This is a genomic window from Neptuniibacter sp. SY11_33, assembly GCF_047778025.1.
In the GTDB taxonomy this organism is placed as follows: Bacteria; Pseudomonadota; Gammaproteobacteria; order Pseudomonadales; family Balneatricaceae; genus Neptuniibacter.
This window is the reverse complement of the sequence record NZ_CP180543.1, coordinates 33,958-56,325: the sequence shown is the minus strand read 5'-3', so window position 1 is coordinate 56,325 and position 22,368 is coordinate 33,958. Positions and strand designations below refer to the sequence as shown.

Sequence of the window (22,368 nt, the reverse complement as noted above, 5' to 3'; positions counted from 1 at the left end):
CGATCAATATCAAAGACCTGCTTAAGAATTCCATTCCTTAAAGCATAGCCTAATTTAGCTTTACGACAGGATAATTTCGCCCCTTAATAGACCAATGATGCGGATTAAGATTAACAGCCTAAAAAAACCTGTAGGCTGGTACCACTTAAAGTAAGTTTTGCAGTGCTGTTTTTTCACGTTGCAGCTGTATTTCCATACGGTAAAGCTCAGATTTTAAATTAGGCAAACGCTGCTCAAACTCCTTAAGATCATCTAATAAATACTGACGCTCACTTCGGCTTTTTCCATCTGCCACCAACTTAGTTTCTGTTTTAACAATCTGATCTTTTAGATTAGTTTGCTCAGCTTTATTTTTACGAATCTCAGTCTCTAAGGTTTTAACGGCTTTCTCTTGCTGGTAAATCTCTCGGCCCTGCTGATATTTAGCCACGAAAGCCATATCTAATTCAGCTGGACAAACATAAGCATATTCAGCACCTTGACGGCCCAAACGATAGCCATTATCTGGCTGGCAATAATTTTTCAGTCCCTCTTTTCGGCCTCGCAGGTAGTCTTCAAGATTCAGGCTCACTTGATATTCGGCGCAAGCCGACTGATGTTCAGCTAGATACGCTTCTGTTTTCCCCTGCAGACCATCTCTATAACCAATACCTTGCCAATCGCCCGTCAGGCATTCTTCTTGGCTTAAACTGGCACAGCCGGACAGAACTAAAAACAACGATGCCAATATCAATGGACGCATAACAGGTAAACCTTCAATGAAATAAATAAACTTAACTGACTCAAGCTGAACACAAAACGACTGATACTAAATTAAAAGACCGGTACTAACTTGTAGTCTTGTGTCTGCCAACCGATCAGTGAGATAAAACCGTCAGCGACTACATCAAGCTCTTTTGGTAGTTTCTCATTATCAACGTCAAACACATCTGTAGCGATGGCGCATATCTCTATACGAACGTTTCGCTTTGCCAAAGCCTTAATACTTTGCTGAATCGAATCGAATGATTCTTCATATTCAAATGCTAATTCCGGCTTGGCTTCTTTACTTAAAAACTGCACCGTTGGACCAATGACAACTACGACAATCTCTGGCTCAACGCCCTGTCGTTTAAAACCATCATACGTTCCCACAATCAAATCCAAGTAGAACGCGGTGGTTTTAGCCGTTTTAAAGTCAATCAGAAACACGCCTTTGGCTTGTTCGATACCTTTAAGCGCCGCTGCATCGTTATATTTTTGCTCCGCATTGATACTGGTAATCGTAAAGAGCAGCAGAAAGCTAACGAACTTTATTCCTTGTAAACACTTATGCATAAGACCCTCTTTATTCCATAAATTCATGCGAAACAGTCTGCAGACAGTAACAAAAAAACCGGTGGTATCTCACCTCCGGTTTTCAATAAAAAATGAGCTCTGATTTACGCGCCAAAAATTATTAACGGATTATCAGATCGGGTAACCAACGCTTAGTACGGTCGATCTCATCACGCTCACCCTCGTTCATAGGCGGGACGTTAAGATCGTCAGGTGGAGATGCCAGCACATTCAAATCTACGGCTTGCGCCTTACCTCGAATTTCATCACCTTCAATCTGCATGTGGTAGTAGATACCGTTCCAGAAGTTGGCGCCAAACTCCTCTTTCTTCTTAAACATGAACAACAAATCATGGGACAACCAACTCAGATCATCCTGTGTGACCCTATTGGGTTGTTTATATGGGTAAGCCAGATGACACCATAATTCAGGGCCTTCTAGACATTTCATCTCTTTCATTGAGAGAAAATAATCACGAAATTTAGCGTGATCCATATGCAATTCATAGTGGCTGCCAGACTCGTCCGGCTTAAAATTTACCGTCCCAACAACGATAGATTGGCCTTTTTTATCCACTAATAAGATATCTTTTTTTCCGTCTAATGGCGCAGCCTGTAAGCTCGCTGATATAAGCAATAAACTCGCTGATAACGCCACTAACCCTTTCCGAACACGACCCAACATGCTTACCTCCCCACCGGTAATGTTGATAAACCTACGAATAATAGCTGTATGCGTTTGATGCCAGCTTGGCTCGGAGGTTCCTTTAAATCTCAGTTTATTCAGCATCTACTGATTAACCATGGTACTTGGGTACTGATTTCACCCGTGTGTATTAACTATTTAATAAGTTAATGCTTATTTACGCCAAAACAAACTGATTGTTTTTTGTTCACAATTCAGTATGGATAAGGGTAATATGCAAAGAAAGGTAAATTCGTCCGACATAGCAAACCAGCCTATCCTATTGTTAGGTATGGGCTACACTTACTCAGGGTAAGTCACACCCTCTTAGTAGTAGCAGGAAGATGCGATGACCAACACTTTACTTTTCGCCGCTGAAGAATCGTCAGTTCAAGATAAGGGAATATCGCCTTGGAAAGTACTGATTGTAGATGATGAAGAAGGCGTGCATCGTGTAACTCGCCTCGTGCTAAAAAACGTTACCTTCGATAATCGCCCAATCGAATTACTCGAAGCTCAATCAGGCACGGAGGCCCGCCAGCTCTGTGAACAGCATGGTACCGATATTGCTCTTGCGTTAGTTGATGTTGTCATGGAAACCGAGGATGCAGGCTTAAAGCTTGTACGGACCATAAGAGACGAATTTTCCAACCATATGACCCGTATCGTTCTACGCACTGGCCAACCAGGACAGGCACCAGAAGAGCAGGTAATCCAAGAATACGATATCAATGACTACAAAGATAAAACTGAGTTAACAGGTACAAAGCTTAAGACTCTGATCTACTCCTCACTTCGCTCCTATCGTGATATCAAAACCATTGATCGCCAACGTAAATCACTAGAAACCGTTATTCATGCCATAGGGCAGATCAATCAAGTGAACTCTTTGAGCAGATTAGCTTCAGCTATTCTGGATCAGCTTATCTCTTTGCTCAATTTTGAACCTGATTCGATCTATTGCTGTACTAGACGTATCTACAGAGATGCCACCCACTTTACCGTTCTGGCAGCCACAGGGGCTTTGGAGCCGTTATTGCAAGGAGAGGCGATCGAAAACAGCATTGAGTCAGCGATGACTCAGTATCATGAGGATGAGTTACCGGAGGAATTACAGAAGGTTTTTAGCCAAGCATTAAGGGAGAAACGTTCAATTCATACCTATGATGGCTATATTGCTTACCATTCAGGCATCTCTGGCACCGAAAGCTTGCTGTATATCAAACACCATAATGATATTGATGAGCATGCAAAGCACCTTTTAGAAATATTTAGTGCCGATGTGATCGCGACCTACCACACCTTGCTACTCAAAGAAGAAATTCAGGATACTCAAGCTGAGCTGATTTACATTTTAGGGGAAGCTGTAGAGAAACGTTCTAAAGAAACCGGCGGCCATGTTAAGCGCGTCGCCGAAATTTCAGCCCTACTTGCAGAAGCTTACGGCACCAACCAGATGTTTGTAGAAAATATGCGCTTAGCTTCACCTCTGCATGACTTAGGTAAAATCGCTATTCCAGATGCAGTTCTGAACAAGCCCGGCAAACTCGACGCTGATGAATGGCAGGTGATGCAAACTCATGCTGAGATTGGCGAAACTATGCTAAGTCGATCGGAAAGGCCTATATTTCAATTAGCTGCTCGCATTGCAGGCACACACCATGAGAAATGGGACGGCACAGGCTATCCGAGAGGACTAGCTGGAGATGAGATCCCTCTCTCGGGCAGAATCACTGCTGTTGCTGATGTTTTCGACGCACTCAATAGCAAACGTTGTTACAAAGAGGATTGGCCTTTAGAGGAAACGCTCGCACTGTTGGAGGAGCAAAGCGGTAAACAGTTTGATCCTCAATTGATTACATTATTCCAAAAAAACTTGGATGCAATTTTGCTGATATGTGAACACTTCCCTGATTAACGGATGCTACAGAAGCTATGTTTGAAACCTCACCAAAGAAAGTTTCATCCAAAATAATCTCAGGCCGACTGGGAAAACGCTTTGCGGTTCTGATCATTGTTTTTAGCTCATTCTTTACCCTTTTTAGTACCAGTTTGCAGCTTGCACTGGATTATCATGCTGATATCAGTCGAATAGAACAGCAGTTCAACAATATACAAACCTCCTATCTACAAGCGATCACCCTGAGTGTGTGGTCTTTAGATGACTCACAAATAGAAACCCAATTGGTCGGTCTAAGCCAACTGCCAGATATAGAGTACGTTTCTATTTTGGTTGACGGTGAAACCAGTTGGGAGCAAGGCAAACCTATTTCGCGCGCCACCCGAACCATAGACCTCCCTCTTGAATACAGCGCTCCAGGTATCAATACGCAAAATATTGGACAACTACGCGTAACCGCCAGTATCGATAATGTTTATAACCGCTTAATCAGCAAAGCAGGGGTAATCCTTGTGAGTAACGGTATCAAAACGTTTTTAGTAGCTGGCTTTATTCTGCTGGTAGTCTGGCTGCATATCACCCGTCACCTACAAGCGATTTCCAGCTACCTTCGCGATATGGATGTATTTACCCTCTCCAAACCTCTATCGTTAAATAAACGCAATCCCCCGGAAAAATATGATGAGATCGATACCGTAGCCGTCAGTATCAATGAGATGAGGGATAGCATCTATAACTCTTACCAAGAGCTCAATGAAAACAAGCTTCACTTACAAAGCTTAGTAGAACAGAGAGATGCATTGCTCGAAACTGAGCGCGAGTATAAAGAGACATTGGAAGACAAAGTAAAAGAACGTACCCAGCAACTAGAAGACTCCATGACCGAACTAAAATCCGCACAGGATATGTTAGTAGAAACAGAAAAAATGGCCGCTTTGGGGAATATGGTGGCGGGCGTAGCCCATGAGATTAACACGCCTATCGGCGTATGCCGCACCGCAGCTAGTTTTCAGGGTGAACATAGTAAAGATATTCGTACTAAACTCTCTGACGGCAAGCTCACACAGTCCGAGCTAACTGAGTTTTTAGATGGTATCGAGGAATCAAGTGCTCTGTTTGAAGCCAACATTATTAAAGCCAGTAAGCTTATATCGAGCTTTAAACTAATCGCGACTGACCAAAGTTACGATGCAAAACAGCAATTCAATCTCAAAACCTACCTTGAGTCATCAATTCAAACCATCTATCCACAGTACAAACATCAGAATGTAAATTTTCATTTAGATCTACCTGAGGATATCAATTTAAATAGCTACCCAGGTGCGCTCCACCACATATTGAGCAATTTAATTAATAACTCGACCATACATGGATTTGAAGGCAAAGAGGGCGGCAATATCAAAGTCCGCGCTTACGCAGACGAATACAATGCCATGATGGAATACCATGATGATGGTCGAGGTTTATCACTCGAAGAGAGCAAAAAGCTCTTCGAACCGTTTTTCACCACCAAACGAGGTAAAGGCGGTAGCGGTTTAGGTATGTCGATTGTATTTAATATTGTCTCGCAACAATTAGGCGGTAAGATCGAACTGATTAATGCAGATCAGCCTGGCTTCCACATCCGCGTGTCTATGCCACTAGAAGCCAAAGAGCACCACGTCCCTGAACATCTAGCTTAAGCAGAAATTGGGACTGAGTTAATTAAGTTCTTGCAGTAGATCGGAACTCCACGTGACCGATTTGGTATAGCAATCCGCCACAAAATGAAACTCTTCTCCTTTAGGCAGTAGATCCCAATCGGCCCGAATATAGGCTTCAACTTGAGCAAGCAGTTTACCCAATGGGTTATTTCCGCCCTGTACCGCCCGCTTAACTTCCACTTGAACCGGTAATTGTTCCAATAACTCAGGTAGAGGTATGCCTAGAACAGCGTCTATCCCTGATAAAAGGCCAGTCATAAAAGCGGTGCCGGAGTCCACATGGCTGTGCTTTACGGTCATCAGCTGACACATCTTCGCTTTGATTAGTAACAGTCCGATCAACTCACTTGGCAACTGTTTATTATGACAAAGCGCGAACAGCAGTACCCATTTTTTCAGTTCAGTTAGACCGATATTGATCACCGCTTCAGATATACTAGAAATGGTGCGACGACCACCTAAAGCGGCGGAATTCACTAGCTTTAGTAAACTGGCAACGAGTTCTGGGTCGCGTTGTAAGATCTGTTCAATAGAATCGACAGTTGCTTCAGGTCTGTTCACTTCCCCGATCAGTTGAAACATAACCAGTTCATTTCGAGCTAACTTGCGTCCACTAACCAACTGAGGCTCAGCAAAGAACCAGCCCATAAACAGATCGAAACCCGCAGCTTTACAACGATCATATTGCTCAAAGCTCGCGACATTTTCTGCCAACAATTTGATGCCCCATTGCTGTTTAATCGTCTTCGAAAGTTCGATCAGCGCATCCGCGCTATATTGTTGGCAATCGATCCTGATGATGTGGGCAAACCGATGTAAAGCTACATCAAAATCTGCAGGCATAGAGACACGATAGCCTTTGACCGTCAGATCTTTCAAAATCTCTGCCAAGTTAGGGACTGACAAAGCCTCTGCGGTTAAATCAAGTACTAATGATTCAACCGGTAAATCCGGAAATTGAGCATCATATAACCAAGACGCATCGACCTTAACCCAAGCAGGAAGGCACTTTACATGGCCATTATCTAGGAGATTACTGAACGCATTAACAACCACCTCCGCGGTATCAGAGCCGCGACTCTCTGCATCAGTGTGCTCGGTAGCAGAAACCAATTGGTAAGCATAGGTATTTAAATGCGCGTCAAAAATCGGCTGCCTAGAAAAAAGTACCGGCTGATTCATCTCATCCCTTTATTCAAAACGTTACTTCCCCATTCTAATCCCATGCCAGAATAAGCTAAATACCCAAAGCCATTGATCCTAAGCAATAGCTTTTACAATTTCCCTATAATTAATAGCGAAAATACCCTTAGCACCTTGCGCTCTGCCATTTCTGAGCAAATACTAAACATTAGTTAATTCAAGAAACCTTCAATCACCACTGTAATAGTGTTTTGAGGCCAACATGAATGGATTCATCAAGGCGGGGATCGCCTTAGCCATCGCAGTCGTTGCTATCTTGTTCTTCGGGTACCAATCATCTGACTCGCAAGTATTAACCAAAAAAGCGCTACCCTCTGTGCGTATTGCTGTTTCTACCACCCCTTTATCTGCACCCTTTTATATTGCAGATAAGCAAGGCTTCTTTAAAGCCGAAGGGATTAATGCAGAGTTAGTGTCGCTCGCTGGTGGCACCAAATGTTTTTCAGCACTATTAAGTAACGAGGTAGATCTAGCCACCTCCTCTAACTCAGTGATTATGTTTAATGGCTTTAAGTATGATCACTTTTCCGTACTCAGTAGTTTCGTAGAGTCTGATAACGACATCAAACTAATGAGCCTATCAGGCAGTGGTATCGATAAAGCTCAAGACCTAATTGGAAAATCAGTCGGTATTGTTAAGGGTAGTGCCAGTGAATACTTCCTACATACATGGCTTACCCTGTCTGGCGTGGATCCCAACATGGTACTAACCAAAGCCTACAGCGTAGTCGACCTTCCCAAAGCACTAAGTTTAGGAGAGGTCTCAGCTATATCGGTTTGGGAGCCTTTTGCATTTACCTCAGCATCCAATAGAAATAACCCCGCTCACCCTTTAGATACTAAAGGGCTTTATAACCTCAGTTTCAATTTGGTGGGCTTGAAGGGTGATACCCGAAATATAGAAAATGAACAGAAGGTCTTAGCGGCCTTAAATAGAGCTGTACACTACATTGCAGAGCACCCTGAGGAATCTCAGATGATTCTTCAGGAACAGCTGGAACTGAGTCAGGCCTTTATTGACTGGATCTGGCAGGACTACCTCTTCAAGCTGTCATTAAATCAATCACAAGTAAGCTCTATCGAACAGCAAGCACGTTGGGCTATTGAATCAAAATTAGTCATCAATGAGACAGCTCCTGACTTTATTCAATTTTTTGATGCGACTGCTCTGCAAAAGATAGATCCACACGCATCGTCGCTGTAAGTCAGAGGGCAAAGCTGTAACTATGACCATAAGAACTCGGCTGATTATATTAACGCTACTCACCGTCCTACTTTGTTTAAGTATGCTTGTAGGATTAGGTTGGATGGATACTCACAGAGCATCTCTGTTTAAGCGGGTAGATGCGATCTCTCGTATACAAGTCGAAACCAATGCACTACGCAGCCAATTTCGACTGCACGAGCGCTACAAAGATCTAGAATCTATCGAGCGAGGTTTTCGGATTCAAAGACAGCTCAAAACCTATTTAGATGAGCTCGAGCCTTTCGGACAGGATGAACAGACCTATATTCAAAGCTTACGCCACCAAAACGAGAGTATTAGCTCGCTTTACAAGCGCATGACTTACGTACATAGCACGCCGAAACTTTCCGTTAATCGGCTCAATAGCCACAATTATCTACTTGACCGCTTAGATACAACACTCCTGAGCATGAGTGAAGAAAGCTTTCGATTAGAACACCGTGCTCTAGCTAATGCACAGCAGTATATGCAACAAAAAGCTGCAATTATTCAGTCCGTACTGCTGAGCTTAGCCATATTAATAGCTATAGCGACGTTCCTCACCTTACGCCTCTTTCGCCGCCGGTTAGAACAGATCGAAACTGGAATTCAGGAACTCGCACAAGGTAACACTAGCTGCCGTATCGAAGCAGAACATAGTGATGAAATTGGAAGCTTAGCAGTCCACTTTAACGAGATGACCGAGCAACTCGAGCACAGCACGGTTTCTATTGATCAGCTAAAAACGGAGGTCAATAAACGGACATCCGAACTACAAAAGCAAAAACACACCTTAAAACGTTTAGCCGAACAGGACAGCCTTACCGGTCTATCCAACCGTTCGCTATTTATGCGCAATTTAGACCTCACCATACAGCGTTGTCGGGATCATCAAACCCTAGCCGCTATCTTTTTTATCGATCTGGATAAATTCAAACAAATCAACGACTCCCTCGGTCACAGCACTGGGGACGCTGTTTTAGTAGAAATGGCTAACCGCTTTAATAAAACCCTACGCCGATCCGATCTACTCGCACGCATTGGTGGTGACGAATTTACCGTCATTATCGATCAACTTTATCAACAAGATGATGCTGCCGAACTTGCCCGTAAATTAATCGCCAGCTTAGAAGTTCCATACGAGTACGATGGCCATACGTTGTATCTAAACGCCAGTATAGGTATCAGTATCTATCCCAATGACGGCTCTGAAGCCATTGAGTTGATAAAAAATGCCGATACTGCCATGTATCAAGCGAAGCAGACTGGCGGCAATTGCTTTAATTTCTACAGCAAAGGGATGAACCAACACGCTCTAACATGGCTGGAGTTAGAAGGCGATCTGCGAGAAGCACTTAAACTCAAGCAACTCTCAATCTACTACCAACCTCAATTTGATATCTCATCCCATCAACTGGTCGGTGTAGAAGCGCTAGTAAGATGGCATCATCCCAAACAAGGATTAATCACACCCGATAAATTTATTCCGTTAGCTGAAGAGAAAGGGCTGATACAGCAGCTTGGAACTCAGGTACTCGAGCAAGCTTGCCAACAGGTAAAAATCTGGTTGGATCAAGGTGCAACAGACCTTCTGCTAGCCGTAAATATCTCAGCAAAACAGTTAGAACACCAACAACTGCCGCAACAAATACAAAACGTACTTAAAAAAACAGGTTATCCACCTCAACTACTGGAGTTGGAGATTACCGAAAGCTGTGTACTAAATGATCCTGAAGAGGCAATTCAGCAACTCAATCAGCTTAAACATCATGGTTTACGCTTAGCATTGGACGATTTCGGTACCGGTTACTCTTCATTGTCTTATCTCAAACGCTTACCGCTCACCAAGTTAAAAATCGATAAGTCTTTTGTTGAAGGGCTTAATGAAGAATCAGATGACTACTCCATCTGCCAAGCAATTATCGCTCTGGGCAATAGCCTGAAATTAACTGTCATTGCAGAAGGAGTTGAGCAACAAGATCAAGTCGATATGTTGAAAGCAGAAGGGTGCAGTCAGGTTCAAGGCTACCTTTTTGGCAAACCGATGACCGCTAATGAATTTGAGCAGGAGTATTTGCGTTTAAACAGCAGATGCACAGTGGAAGAACATTAAGATGAATTAAGACGAAGCAGAGTAAAAAGTAAATTTTAGTATTTTTTGCGGTTGGGCCTAGCCTAAAAGCCAAGTATTATCAGCGGGTTAGATCTTTCATTATCTCTAGGCTTTAGAGTAGATTTGTAAATTATGACCAGTAAAAAGCGCCAAATCACCGTTGCACCAGAAAAAGCCGTAGTTTTGATCGTCGATGACATGCAATCCATGCGCATGATCACTCGTACGACCCTTAAAGAGATGGGGTTTCGTAAGTTTGTCGAAAGCCCTAACGGCCAAGAAGCGCTAAAACGCTTAAAGCTGATGAATATCGATCTGGTGATATGTGACTGGGATATGCCAGAAATGAACGGTATGGAGTTACTGCGCCAAATCCGCGCAGATCAACGTCTAGAGAAGGTCTCTTTTGTAATGCTGACCGCCCATGCCGAAACCAATTTAATCCATGAAAGCATTACGGTCGGGGTTGATGGTTATGTGGTCAAACCTTATCAACCCTCGACACTTTGCGCGCGCATTAACGATCTACTAGAGCACCCTGTAGATATCTCTTACGCTTAACGCAGACAGGTTTCCATATTATTTGCGAGCTGCTTGAGGAAACCTGTATATCCCTGTTCAGAAGTAATATCGATCGCTAACGGGTCTAGCTTACCCAGTTTCACTGACTGCTTAGCCACAATGCGCTTGATAATCTTCGCTTCAAACTGCGGTTCAGTAAAGATACAACCGACTTGGTCATCCTTCAGCAAAGTTTGAATTGCTCTTAGTTTTTTCGCACCCGGCGCACGTGCTGGATCAACCGTGAAGTAGCCACGCTGATTCATATCGTAATGCTCTACAAAAGGCGCAAAGGCATCATGGAATACGATAAAGCCTTGCTCTCTTACAGTCGTTAGCTGGGCGTAATTCGCACGATCAGTAGCCAAAATATCTGCCGCAAATTGTTGGTAATTTTTGTCTAATTGAACTGCCTGTGATGGATGAAGTTTCACTAAGGCTTTTTTGATCTCTGCTGCAGCTTTCAGCATTTTGACAGGGTCCATCCAAACGTGAGGATCGACTGCATGGTTGTGATAATCATGTTCATCGTGATCGTGGTGGTCATGATGATCGTGATGTCCTTCACCTGAACTTTCCAACAGCTGTACTGCAGGCACTTTGGAGCTTTCTAATGTTTTACTTAAAAATTGCTCCATATCAGGTCCAACCCACACGGCTAGATCAGCAGCATGTAGCTTGCGTAAATCAGAAGGCTTTAACGAGTAATGATGCGGCGAGCTACCTGCAGGAATTAGGGAATCAACCTCCCCCAATTCACCAACTACGCCTTCAACAACTAGCTGTAATGGTTTAACACTCGCTACCACCTTAATCGGTTGATCAGCAGTCGCTGTGCTCGCAGCAAAAAGCGTTAAAAAAAGTAAGGCAATATTTTTCATCTTTCGCAATACATCTCTGAAGGTTAAGGGTTACAATATAACACAAACTTATAGGGTAAGAATGCTATGGCACATACTGATCTAGCCTTTCATCCTGAACATGATCACCATGGATGTATTGAGCAAGCACTGGAAGATGCACGCTCGCTTTGTAATGAGCGTAACCTGCGTTTTACGCCTATTCGCGAGCTGGTTTTAAAGACTATCTGGCAGAGTCATAAACCGCTTGGTGCCTACGAGCTTTTACCCGAACTAGCCGCTGCTGGCTTTAATTCAGCACCGCCTACCGTTTATCGAGCACTGGATTTTTTACAGGAACAAGGCTTAGTCCACCGAATCGCTTTACTGAATGCTTATATCGGCTGCCCTCACCCAAGTGATCATCACGAAGGCTCCTTTTTGATCTGTCGCGTATGTAATAACGCGGTAGAAATTGATACGCGAAAGGTAAGCCAAGATATCCAAAAACAAGCAGACAACTTAGGTTTCAAACCCGAAAAACAATCGATCGAAGTGCTGGGTGTTTGTCCAAGTTGTCAGCAGAGTGCAGCCTAGTGAGTCCTTCGCCACATACACATGAACCGCTGATCAAACTCGAAAATATAAACCTTTCCTTTGGTCAAAAGCACGTCCTGCAAGATATTAATGTCGAGCTTCATCGTGGCTGTATCACCACTCTGATCGGCCCAAATGGCGCGGGTAAGACATCCTTAGTCCGTGTAGTGCTGGGATTGCTGAAAGCCGATAGTGGCAATTTATGGCAGGAAGATGACCTACGTATCGGCTACATGCCGCAGAAGTTACAGATCGATAACACCTTCCCCCTGACTGTTGATCGCTTCCTACGAACCACTCAGTGTAAAGACCCAGCAAAAATACTGGCGGCGCTGACCGATGTCGGTGCTGAGAAGTTACTTAAGCAGGCTGTACACAATCTGTCAGGGGGCGAAATGCAGCGCGTTTTACTTGCCCGCGCCCTACTCCGCGATCCTCATCTACTAGTGTTAGATGAACCTGTACAAGGGGTCGATATTAACGGCCAGTTAGAATTGTATAACTTAATTGCGCGCATCCGTGATGAACGTGGTTGTGGCGTGTTAATGGTCAGTCACGATCTGCATCTTGTGATGGCAGCAACTGATCATGTGGTTTGTATCAACCATCATGTTTGCTGTTCTGGTCACCCAGAACATGTCACCAATGACCCATCATTTACAGAGCTATTTGGTATTCAAGGCAGCGAGCAGCTAGCCGTTTATAGCCACCATCATAACCATCGCCACGATGATCATGGCGATATTATTCCTGATCATGATTGTAAGGGCGGTTGTTAATGCCTGATTTTCTTTTATATGCCCTGTTAGGCGGCATGGGCGTCGCGGTTATTGCAGGCCCACTTGGCTCGTTTGTGGTATGGCGCCGCATGGCATATTTTGGGGACACTTTAGCCCACTCTGCTCTGCTCGGGGTTTCTGTCGGCTTTATGCTGCAAGTAAACCTCAACCTAGCCGTGATATTCTGCTGTGTCGCCCTCGCCCTTATTTTGGTCGCGATGCAAAGACAACGGATGGTAGCCACAGATACCCTGTTGGGCATCATGGCTCATAGCTCTCTCTCTTTAGGCTTAGTAGCCGTCTCTCTGCTAGAGATTCGGGTAGATCTGATGTCTTACCTATTTGGTGATCTACTTGCTGTCGGCGTCGAAGATCTTTATTGGATCTACGGAGGTGGCCTCCTCGCGCTGGTACTGTTAAAACTCCTCTGGCAACCACTCTTGGCGATCACCATCAATGAAGAGCTTGCCCATGTTGAAGGGGTCAATGTAGCCTGGACACGCTTAGCCCTGATGCTGTTGATCGCTGTCATAATCGCAGTAGCGATGAAGATTGTAGGCTTACTGCTAATAACTTCTTTGCTAATCATTCCTGCCGCCGCGGCAAGACGTATAGCCCAAAGCCCTGAGCAGATGGCTATCGGTGCGGCTGTCGTCGGTAGTTTGTCAGTGGGTGGAGGCTTAGGGCTATCATGGCATTTTGATACACCCGCCGGCCCATCGGTTGTAGTGGTATCCCTACTGATTTTTGTTCTGCTTTACACGTTGCCTTTACGCCGAGCGATTTAGCTAGTGGTAACAAATATGTTAATCAGCGCTTCCATAAGGCGTTGATTAACGCACCTGCCAGAATCAAGCACCCGCCGATGATGGTCCACAAAGTCGGAATTTCTTCAAAAAAGATCACACCCAGAATTGCAGAGAAGATCACCTGAACGTAAGCATAAGCACTCGCCTTGCCCGCCTCTTCTGCTGCCATCGCTTTAGTTAATCCAATCTGCCCAACTTGAGTAAATACACCCACTAACAGCAGTAGTAATAACGCTTCCATTCCAGGCATAACAAAGTCACCGCCCAACAACAGTAACGAGGTCGGCAATGCCACCAGCGGGAAATAAAAGATAATGACAGAACTATCTTCCGTTTGGCTCAATTTACGTACGATCACATAAGCGATCGCACTCCCTAAAGCCCCCGCTAACGCAGCGAATAGGCTTAACATCGGTAAACCAATTAATCCCGCTTCACCCGGTCGCATCATCACAATCACCCCGACGAAACTGAGCAACATACAGAGCATCGTCGCTAGCTTGATCCGCTCTCCCAGAAACAACAAAGCTAAGACAGCAGTAAATGCCGGATAGGTATACTGCAACACCGTTGCGTCAGCCAATGAGAGGGTCGTAACAGAGTAATAAACGCAAACTAACGCTAATGCACCAACGATACCTCGCGCCAGCAGGAGCGGCTTATGCTGCCCCCAAATGGAGATGCGTTTACGTTTCACATCTAAGTAACTTAAACCTAAGGACACCAAAGCCCTAGCAGCCACTATTTCTAAAACAGGTATGCCATAACCTGACACCGCTTTAACGCAGGCAGCCATCAAGGCAAATCCAAGCGCGGATAGCAGCATATAGCGAATAGCAATGGGTACAGCAGTTATAGACATAGCTCTGGACTTTGAAACGTAGATTGATAAAGCGGGATCATACCAGATAAGCCTCGGTAAACGAGGTGATCATCGATAAGACAGTGTGTTGTTAAACGATTACTAGACAGACATTATCTAAAGGGTTGCAAAAAAATAGGGGCTTAATCGCCCCTATTTGATATTAGTGATCTTTCCGTTTAGCCCCGGGATTCGCCGTAAACATCAGAGGCTCTGCACCTTCCTCTATTTCAGGTTTATCCTCACGATTGACGCGTGTTTCCAACTCTTCTACAGCGGTATCTGGTTCACCATCCAAACGCATGGAATCTTCGTAATCACAACGCACACACTCTTTGTACTCACGCTCTTCATCACGGTAAGTACGAATACAATCCATCTCACCGCATCGTGGGCAAACAGCACCCGCTATAAATCGTTTAATAACTGTCATTTTAATTACTCTGTAATTCCACTGTGGCGAAGCAGTGCATCAACTTGCGGCTCACGACCACGGAACGCTACAAACAGCTCCATCGGCTCGCGAGAACCACCCATTTCAAGGATGTTCTTCCGGAAATCAGCACCAGTATCTATATTAAAGATGCCATCTTCTTCAAAACGGGAGAATGCATCTGCCGATAACACTTCTGCCCATTTATAACTGTAATAGCCTGCAGAATAGCCACCCGCAAAAATATGGCTAAAGCTATGCTGAAAGCGATTAAACTCAGGCGGGGTAATCACTGCCACCTGACTACGTACTTTATTCAAAACCTCTTGAACAACCGTTTCTCCCGGCTGGTAATCACGGTGTAGAAGGAAATCGAATAGAGAGAACTCCAACTGGCGCACCATCATCATACCTGACTGGAAGTTGCGCGCGGCCAGCATCTTATCCAACAACTCTTGTGGTAGCGTTTCACCTGTCTGATAGTGACCAGAAATCAACGCCAGCGCTTCGGGCTCATAGCACCAGTTCTCTAAGAACTGACTTGGTAGCTCAACCGCATCCCAAGCCACACCATTAATACCACTTACGTCAGCCGTTTCGATTTGGGTCAGCATGTGATGCAGACCGTGGCCAAATTCATGGAATAGGGTGGTCACTTCATTGTGATTCAGCAGGGCAGGATCATCACCTACTGGAGAGCTGAAGTTACATACCAGATAAGCCACAGGTAACTGCAGAGAACCATCATTTAGACGACGACGTACACGGCAATCGTCCATCCAAGCGCCACCACGTTTCTTTTCACGAGCATAAAGATCCATAAAGAAGCGGGCGATCACTTCACCATTACGGCTAATTTCAAACAGACGCGCATCATCATGCCAACGGTCGAACTCATCGACTTCACGCATTTCGATATCAAATAGTTTACCGGTAACCGCAAACAAACCTTCCAACACCTTGGGAAGAGGGAAGTAAGGGCGAATCTGCTCTTCAGAAATAGAGTATTTCGCCTGCTTTAGTTTCTCGCCATAGTAAGCTAGATCCCATGCTTGCAGGTCTTCTGCGCCAAATTCAGCTTTAGCAAACTCGCACAGTTGCTCAAAGTCTTGTTTAGCTACGGGTAGGCTTTTCTCAGCAAGATCAGTTAAGAACTGCACAACCTGATCGGTGTTTTCTGCCATCTTGGTCGCTAACGAATATTCAGCATAGTTACCAAAACCGAGCAGCTGCGCCAGCTCTAAGCGTAGCTCTAATAGCTGAGAGATAACGTCTGTATTGTCCCACTTACCTTCGCCCGGTCCTTGATCAGAAGCACGGGTAGAGAAGGCGGTGTAGATCTCTTTACGCAGTTCACGATCATCCGCATAGGTGATCGTTGCCAAGTAAGAAGGGAAGTCCAGTGTCACCAACCAACCCTCTTGCTCTTTCGCTGCAGCCATCTGTTTCGCTGCCGCTAACGCCATAGGTGGAAGGCCCGCAAGATCAGATTCTGAGGTCAGTAGTTTACTCCAGTCATCGCTAGCATCCATGACGTTTTCAGAGAACTTAGTCGTCAGTTCAGACAGCTTCTGTTGTAGTTCAGCGTAACGCTGCTGCTCTTCTGGATTCAGCGCAATACCGGATAGTCGGAAGTCACGTAGAGTATTGTTGACGACTTTCTGCTGCGCTTCACTTAACTGCGCAAATTGCTCACTTTCAGCAAGCTGATTAAATGCTTGGTAGAGACCTTGATGCTGACCCATCTCGGTCCAGTATTGGGACAATTTAGGCAAGCACGCATTATAAGCATCTCGCAGCTCATCACTGTTCACCACTGAATTCATATGCGATACAGGCGACCAAGCTTTAGCTAAACAGTCATTCATCTCTTCGAGAGGGGCAACTAGAGAATCCCAGCTAGGTACAGACAGTTCTTGCAGAATACGTTCAACCGTTGCTCTGCCATCTGCCAGCAATTGATCGATTGCGGCTTCGATTTGATCAGGTTTGATCTGACTAAATGCTGGTAACAACTGTGGTTCAAGCATTGGGTTACTCATATAAAGCTAGCTCCATCGGCGAGATATCGTTCCTAATACATGGGACTAAATCTTAATTTTTCAATTCCCCTAAGCTATTTCATAATAGATACTTCCCAATTTCTAGCGAGCAATAATTATGAATGTACGTACTTATCAAGGCTTCACTCCAAAACTAGGAGAGCGAGTTTTTGTTGATCCTAGCGCGGTTGTGCTTGGAGATGTCGAGATTGGTGACGATTGCTCGATCTGGCCGCTCACTGTAATTCGTGGCGATATGCACCGCATTCGTATTGGCGCACGTACCAGCGTGCAAGATGGTTCAGTACTACATATCACCCATGCAGGCCCCTATAACCCAGATGGTTTCCCATTGATCATTGGGGATGACGTCACCATTGGTCATCAGGCTATGCTACATGGCTGTACTATTGGGAGCCGAGTTTTAGTAGGTATGGGAGCGATGGTCATGGATGGCGCTATTGTTGAAGATGAAGTGATTATCGGCGCAGGTTCCCTAGTCCCACCGGGTAAAACACTGGAAAGCGGCTACCTTTATGTTGGCCGTCCTGCCAAGCAACAGCGAGCTCTCACGGAAAAGGAGCGCTCTTTCTTCAGCTATACTGCAGGAAACTACGTGAAGCTCAAGGATAAACACCTTGAAGAGGACTACACTGACTAACCGTCTGATCCTAGCCACGCTGTTTTTAAGCGGTTGTGGCTACAATATCCAAAGTTCACCTACCGCTTGGGTTAAAGCCTATGAGGTAGAGATATCCGATACGGAAGAGGGGAAACGCTATTCCCTCTGTAAAAGCTTTGGTTGTGACCGAAGATCTGCTATTCAATTTGAGGCTGACGAGCTAGATCAAGTTCGTCAGCATTTCTCACCACCAGCAACCACAGCAAAAGAAGAGCGTTTAAAGATCGCTACTGGCATCGGACTATTTGAAAAAATAACCGGCCCGAGACTACGAACTTTTGGCGATCAACCACAAAATAGCTTTTCTTTTATTAGCCGTTCTAATCAATTAGATTGCGTGGCTGAAAGCCTTAACACCACGCGCTACCTTTTAATCTTACAGCAGATGAATCTCTTACAATTCCACCGACCAGGTGGAAATGTTCACCGCGGCCCCTTCACATTAAATGCGCCCCATAACAGCGCTACCATCGTTCAACTAGATACTCAGCAAGCCTTTGCTGTGGACTCTTGGTTTGGCGCTAACGCTGAACCCGCTTGGGTCACCCCTGTGGATAACTGGCTAACCGGTGCTGACCCTGATGATGAGTAGTTGCTGGTTATAATTCAAACATTAATTGATAATAATTATCAATACCATTAATATCGCCCACCAAATACCTTACTTGATATACATTTTAAGCCTTATTTTCAGACAGTTAAGGTTAACGCCATAACGTTAAAGGCTGCCTGTGGGTATCTATTTTGACTAGTAAAGCAAGCCTCTAATTTCTAAAGCGTTGCTTAGTGCGATGATTTACACGTAGCTAATAGCAACGTTATTAACAGCTTCAAACGCTTTTTAAAAAGAAGGGAACAACATGAAAAAGACAACTATCGCCACGCTAGTTGCTGCAGCAATGACATCAGCAACACCAGCCTTTGCAACCGATGTTGCTAAAGAGTTAGCAGCAATGAAAGCACGCATTGCCCAACTGGAAGCACAACTTGCTGCCCAACAAGCAACAACGCAAAAACTAGAGCAAAAAACTGAAGCTCAAACTGCAGTTACTGCATCAAACGGCGGCTTCGCAGAGAACGTTAGCGTAGGCGGTGAAGTAACCTTATTAGCACAGCAAGTTGAGACGGATGGCGAGAACAGCGTTGGTGATGTATTAGTTGATACCTTCGAACTTGAAATCGCTGCTGATATTAACGAAAACGTCAAAGTTGCTACGTTAATCGAATACCTATCTGCAGACGAAAAACTGGACCTTGCTGAAGCTTACGTAGTGATTGGTTCTGAAGACAATCCTTTAAGCTTCACACTAGGTAAAACAGCCCATCCTATACTGGTAGGTGATTCTGCAGCATTTACAGACCCAATTGCATTCGACATTTTCGATGCAAAAGAAGGGCTAGCAATGCTGAGCTACCAAAATGAGATGATTCAGCTAGATACCTACGTGCTTAACAACTCTGCAGAAGGTAACGAAGGTTTAGATACATTCGGCCTTAATTTAGGCACTACATTCAGTAACGGTGTTTCTCTTGGTGCAGGCTATGTAACTGACGTTGCGAATACAGCAGGCCCTTTCTCAGAGCTAGGAGGTCTAACTGAAAAAATCGATGCTTGGCGCGTAAATGCATTGGTTGAAGCGAAAGACTTGGCGTTGTTTGCGGAGTATATCCAGCTAGGTAAATCTAACTTAGCTGGCGAGCCTGGCTTCCTCCACTTAGGTGCTGGCTACGGTACACAGATCCTAGGCGCAGACGGCACACTTTTCCTAGGTTACAGCGAATCTGATGAAGCTGAAGATATCGATAACGTAGCTGGTATCGACTACGAACTACCTGAAAAGCGTGTAGCGCTAGGTGTAACGCGTTCTCTAGGCGAAAATGCTGAAGTGACTGCGGAATATGTTCGCGAAGAAGCTTACAGCGACGCGGATAGCGATATCCTGAATGTTGCGGTAACAACGACTTTCTAAGCAGGGCTTAGCGAGTTGTTAAAATGTGACTGACCAACGCTGAATCCCCCTTCAATCATCAGCGCTGGTCGTCACAATACTCTGTACAGACAGATATTCTGTAAACATTACTGTTAATGATATCTGTTATCACTTTGGCAGGGAACGCTCCTATGGAATTAAATCCTTTAGAAGGAGTTTTTCCGCACTTTATTTTTCCGACTTAGCATCTAGCTTTGCCGAAGAAATTTCCCGTAAACGCTTAACTACTTGAGCATTAATACTACGCTGCGTAAACGTACCATCAGCCTTACGCTTACCCGGCTTCTTGCCCATTAAAATCTCTAAGCAATCATCCACATGACCAACCGCATGGACAGAGAATAACCCCTCTTTAACAGCCTCGACAACCTCTTCTTTGAGCATCAGATTGCGCACATTGGCTTTAGGTATAATGACCCCTTGTTCGCCAGTAAGACCACGGGTTTTACAGAGATTAAAGAAGCCCTCTATCTTTTCGTTTACACCACCAATGGCCTGTACTTCGCCGTATTGGTTGATCGACCCAGTAGTCGCAAAACTCTGACTAATCGGAATATGCGTCAATGCTGACAACAAGGTGCAGACCTCTGCTAGCGAAGCACTATCACCATCTACATAACCGTATGATTGCTCCAAGGCGATGCTAGCAGAGATTGCCAAAGGGAAGTCTTGGGCATATTGATGACCTAAGAAACCCGATAGAATCAACACGCCTTTTGAATGGATCGGCTGACCTAGGGCAACCTCACGCTCTATATCCACAATACCGCGATTACCCGGGTGAACCGTTGCTGTAATACGCGCAGGTGTACCGAAAGCGACATCACCCACTTGCAGTACCGTTAGACCGTTGGTTTTACCGACTGCTTCACCTTGGGTATCGATCAATACTGTTTGGTTAAGAATCCCTTCTTCGATCTTTTCCGACATCCGAGAAGTGCGACGTTCTTTCGCATTCAGTGCCATCTCGACATGATCAGCGTTGATCAGTTCATCTTCCTCTTTGACCCGCTTGAAATCAGCTTCACAAAGCAGATCAACCAACTCGCCAATATGAGCTGATAATAACTCCTGATCTTCGGCCTGACGCGAACTATGCTCGACCAAACGCGCCACTGCTCGACGGGTCAGCGGAGCTAAACCTTCTTCATCGGCTAACGTTTTCATCAAGCGTGCATAATGCCGGATAGACTGCGGTGTTCGCTTTACATCCTCATCAAAATCCACCACGACTCTGAACATCTTCTCAAAGTCATGATCAAGCTCTTGTAGGAGGTAGTAGATATTACGTGCACCGATCAGCACAATTTTCACTGAAAGCGGTACCGCCTTCGGCGTTAGGGTGATTGTGCTAATACCCGCGTATTCACTGGCGGGGCTTTCAATTCTGATTTCGTGGGATTTCAGCGCACGTTTAAGTGCACCATAAACAAAAGGCTGTTCCAGTAGCTTCTCAGCTTCTAGTACCAGATAACCACCATTCGCTCTGTGCAAAGCACCAGGGCGAATAAGTTTGTAGGTCGTAGATAGAGCACCCATTTCGGATGTGTACTCTACACGCCCAAACAAGTTCTCATAGCTAGGGTGCGCTTCGTAAACAACAGGGGCTCCCTTAACCTTATCGTTATCCACAAGCAGGTTAACGCCGTAATTGCTTTCTAAATAAGCGCGGCGACTAGCATCGGTGAGAGGCTCGATCAGCTTTTCATCTCCGACAATTTCAGCGCAGCTTTTAACTAACGAAGTCTCCATCTCTGACAGATAGTCCGTCGCCGCTGCAATATTGGCGTACTTATCTTTCAGCGGCTGGAACAGCGGGGAGATCGACTGTCGAGTGGTATCACGATCGAGATTCTTCAGCTTTTCTGCTGCCTCACGTCGCCACTTAGGTAAACCAGTTAGCGCTTCGTTTAGCTTATCTTCCAGATCGGAGATCGCCTTAGTAAAGCCATCACGAATCTCTTCAGGTAATTGCGAAAAGACCGCCTCATCCATCGCTTGCCCTTCTGCAACCGGGGTAAAACCGATACTGCCAGCATCACGATAAACAGCAATGCTGTGTTCACGCGCTTCTCGCTCAACGCCTTCGATCGCCTGATCGTAATAACGATTGAGCTCACGCTCGATCTTACTCTTCTTGCGCTGGTAAGAAGGGCTCTCAAAGGCCGCTGGCATCTCTGACAGCACTGCTTCGATGATGTTTTTAATATCACGCTTAAACTGCTGAGCCTTGCCAGCAGGGAAGGGGATCGCTAAAGGGTTTCGGTTATCTTTTAAATTGTTCAGATACACCCAATCGCCAGGCTTTTTCTCTTTTTTCGCCGTGGTTTTGAGGTTCTCCATCGCAAAGGAGAAACGTCCCGTATGAGGATTACCCATCACAAACAAGTTATAGCCTGGACGGCGCATTCCGATACCAAAATCCATCGCTTCAATGGCGCGGGTTTGACCAAAGAATCCGGTGAACGGTTCAAGCGTAGACGTGTTTTTGAAAGGTAGTAATTCAGGGTCGCAGCGAAAATAAAGCTGCTCAGTAGATAGTCGGGTTTCCGTTACCATAAGGTACTCCCGCAGCAGACTGAAAAGTTAACACTATGCAGTGTTCGTATTTCAGTTATACGCCGCGA

20 protein-coding genes are annotated in these 22,368 nt (G+C 45.1%); 11 read left to right on the top strand and 9 right to left on the bottom strand.

From position 1 onward, the window contains the following. Positions 1-145: 145 nt before the first annotated feature. The 3 genes from ACMXYV_RS00260 to ACMXYV_RS00250 all read right to left on the bottom strand — a co-directional run bounded on the left by ACMXYV_RS00260 (position 146) and on the right by ACMXYV_RS00250 (position 2,107). A complete protein-coding gene (locus ACMXYV_RS00260) occupies positions 146-742 on the bottom strand; it encodes a DUF2799 domain-containing protein (RefSeq protein WP_415889787.1) in 597 nt (198 codons plus the stop codon). 71 nt (positions 743-813) lie between these two features. Beyond that, a complete protein-coding gene (locus ACMXYV_RS00255; protein ID WP_415889786.1) occupies positions 814-1,317 on the bottom strand; it encodes a DsrE family protein in 504 nt (167 codons plus the stop codon). A 121-nt stretch (positions 1,318-1,438) separates the two neighbouring features. After that, positions 1,439-2,107, bottom strand: coding sequence for a hypothetical protein (locus ACMXYV_RS00250; protein ID WP_415889785.1), 669 nt, complete (start codon positions 2,105-2,107; stop codon positions 1,439-1,441). A gap of 244 nt (positions 2,108-2,351) precedes the next feature. On the opposite strand from ACMXYV_RS00250, the gene ACMXYV_RS00245 reads away from it, so the two are divergent. Both ACMXYV_RS00245 and ACMXYV_RS00240 read left to right on the top strand, forming a co-directional pair. Then, positions 2,352-3,920 (top strand): HD domain-containing phosphohydrolase, encoded by a 1,569-nt coding sequence (locus ACMXYV_RS00245; protein ID WP_415889784.1) that lies wholly within the window; start codon positions 2,352-2,354, stop codon positions 3,918-3,920. A 17-nt stretch (positions 3,921-3,937) separates the two neighbouring features. Continuing rightward, positions 3,938-5,584 carry an ATP-binding protein gene (locus tag ACMXYV_RS00240; RefSeq protein WP_415889783.1) on the top strand — a complete coding sequence of 549 codons (1,647 nt, stop codon included), beginning with the start codon at positions 3,938-3,940 and terminating at the stop codon, positions 5,582-5,584. Positions 5,585-5,602: 18 nt separating this feature from the next. On the opposite strand, the gene ACMXYV_RS00235 is transcribed toward ACMXYV_RS00240, so the two are convergent. Further along, a complete protein-coding gene (locus ACMXYV_RS00235) occupies positions 5,603-6,787 on the bottom strand; it encodes an EAL and HDOD domain-containing protein (protein ID WP_415889782.1) in 1,185 nt (394 codons plus the stop codon). A 223-nt stretch (positions 6,788-7,010) separates the two neighbouring features. Here ACMXYV_RS00235 and ACMXYV_RS00230 point away from each other — a divergent pair, with 223 nt between their 5' ends. From ACMXYV_RS00230 to ACMXYV_RS00220, 3 genes are all read left to right on the top strand, one after another. Further along, positions 7,011-8,012 carry an ABC transporter substrate-binding protein gene (locus tag ACMXYV_RS00230; RefSeq protein ID WP_415889781.1) on the top strand — a complete coding sequence of 334 codons (1,002 nt, stop codon included), beginning with the start codon at positions 7,011-7,013 and terminating at the stop codon, positions 8,010-8,012. Between the two features lie 103 nt (positions 8,013-8,115). Beyond that, positions 8,116-10,146, top strand: a complete 2,031-nt coding sequence (locus ACMXYV_RS00225) for a putative bifunctional diguanylate cyclase/phosphodiesterase (RefSeq protein ID WP_415889780.1) — start codon at positions 8,116-8,118, stop codon at positions 10,144-10,146. Between the two features lie 132 nt (positions 10,147-10,278). Further along, positions 10,279-10,707 (top strand): response regulator, encoded by a 429-nt coding sequence (locus ACMXYV_RS00220; RefSeq protein WP_415889779.1) that lies wholly within the window; start codon positions 10,279-10,281, stop codon positions 10,705-10,707. On the opposite strand, the gene ACMXYV_RS00215 is transcribed toward ACMXYV_RS00220, so the two are convergent. Beyond that, entirely contained in the window at positions 10,704-11,588 is an 885-nt protein-coding gene (locus tag ACMXYV_RS00215; RefSeq protein WP_415889778.1) for a zinc ABC transporter substrate-binding protein, read from the bottom strand. The genes ACMXYV_RS00220 and ACMXYV_RS00215 overlap by 4 nt on opposite strands. Before the next feature lie 66 nt (positions 11,589-11,654). Here ACMXYV_RS00215 and ACMXYV_RS00210 point away from each other — a divergent pair, with 66 nt between their 5' ends. From ACMXYV_RS00210 to znuB, 3 genes are read left to right on the top strand one after another with little or no spacing between them, the layout of a single operon-like run. Continuing rightward, positions 11,655-12,143: a Fur family transcriptional regulator gene (locus ACMXYV_RS00210; protein WP_415889777.1), complete on the top strand. Its 489-nt coding sequence runs from the start codon at positions 11,655-11,657 to the stop codon at positions 12,141-12,143. Then, a complete protein-coding gene (gene znuC, locus ACMXYV_RS00205) occupies positions 12,143-12,922 on the top strand; it encodes a zinc ABC transporter ATP-binding protein ZnuC (protein WP_415889776.1) in 780 nt (259 codons plus the stop codon). The genes ACMXYV_RS00210 and znuC overlap by 1 nt, the downstream gene beginning before the upstream one ends. Continuing rightward, a complete protein-coding gene (gene znuB / locus ACMXYV_RS00200) occupies positions 12,922-13,710 on the top strand; it encodes a zinc ABC transporter permease subunit ZnuB (protein ID WP_415889775.1) in 789 nt (262 codons plus the stop codon). Before znuC ends, znuB begins: the two co-directional genes overlap by 1 nt. Before the next feature lie 22 nt (positions 13,711-13,732). Here znuB and ACMXYV_RS00195 read toward each other — a convergent pair whose 3' ends face one another. From ACMXYV_RS00195 to prlC, 3 genes are all read right to left on the bottom strand, one after another. Continuing rightward, positions 13,733-14,593: a DMT family transporter gene (locus ACMXYV_RS00195; protein WP_415889774.1), complete on the bottom strand. Its 861-nt coding sequence runs from the start codon at positions 14,591-14,593 to the stop codon at positions 13,733-13,735. Positions 14,594-14,756: 163 nt separating this feature from the next. Next, a complete protein-coding gene (locus ACMXYV_RS00190; RefSeq protein ID WP_415889773.1) occupies positions 14,757-15,026 on the bottom strand; it encodes a YheV family putative zinc ribbon protein in 270 nt (89 codons plus the stop codon). Between the two features lie 5 nt (positions 15,027-15,031). After that, positions 15,032-17,068 carry an oligopeptidase A gene (gene prlC / locus ACMXYV_RS00185; RefSeq protein WP_415889772.1) on the bottom strand — a complete coding sequence of 679 codons (2,037 nt, stop codon included), beginning with the start codon at positions 17,066-17,068 and terminating at the stop codon, positions 15,032-15,034. A 118-nt stretch (positions 17,069-17,186) separates the two neighbouring features. On the opposite strand from prlC, the gene ACMXYV_RS00180 reads away from it, so the two are divergent. The 3 genes from ACMXYV_RS00180 to ACMXYV_RS00170 all read left to right on the top strand — a co-directional run bounded on the left by ACMXYV_RS00180 (position 17,187) and on the right by ACMXYV_RS00170 (position 19,720). After that, complete coding sequence (locus tag ACMXYV_RS00180) at positions 17,187-17,729, top strand: gamma carbonic anhydrase family protein (protein WP_415889771.1); 543 nt, start codon at positions 17,187-17,189, stop codon at positions 17,727-17,729. Next, positions 17,707-18,342, top strand: a complete 636-nt coding sequence (locus ACMXYV_RS00175) for a hypothetical protein (protein ID WP_415889770.1) — start codon at positions 17,707-17,709, stop codon at positions 18,340-18,342. The genes ACMXYV_RS00180 and ACMXYV_RS00175 overlap by 23 nt, the downstream gene beginning before the upstream one ends. Positions 18,343-18,610: 268 nt before the next feature. Further along, positions 18,611-19,720, top strand: coding sequence for an LbtU family siderophore porin (locus tag ACMXYV_RS00170; RefSeq protein WP_415889769.1), 1,110 nt, complete (start codon positions 18,611-18,613; stop codon positions 19,718-19,720). 189 nt (positions 19,721-19,909) lie between these two features. Here the strand turns inward: ACMXYV_RS00170 and ACMXYV_RS00165 are convergent, their stop codons facing one another. Then, on the bottom strand, positions 19,910-22,300 hold the full coding sequence (locus ACMXYV_RS00165; protein WP_415889768.1) for a Lon protease family protein: 2,391 nt from the start codon (positions 22,298-22,300) through the stop codon (positions 19,910-19,912). Positions 22,301-22,368 lie beyond the last annotated feature (68 nt).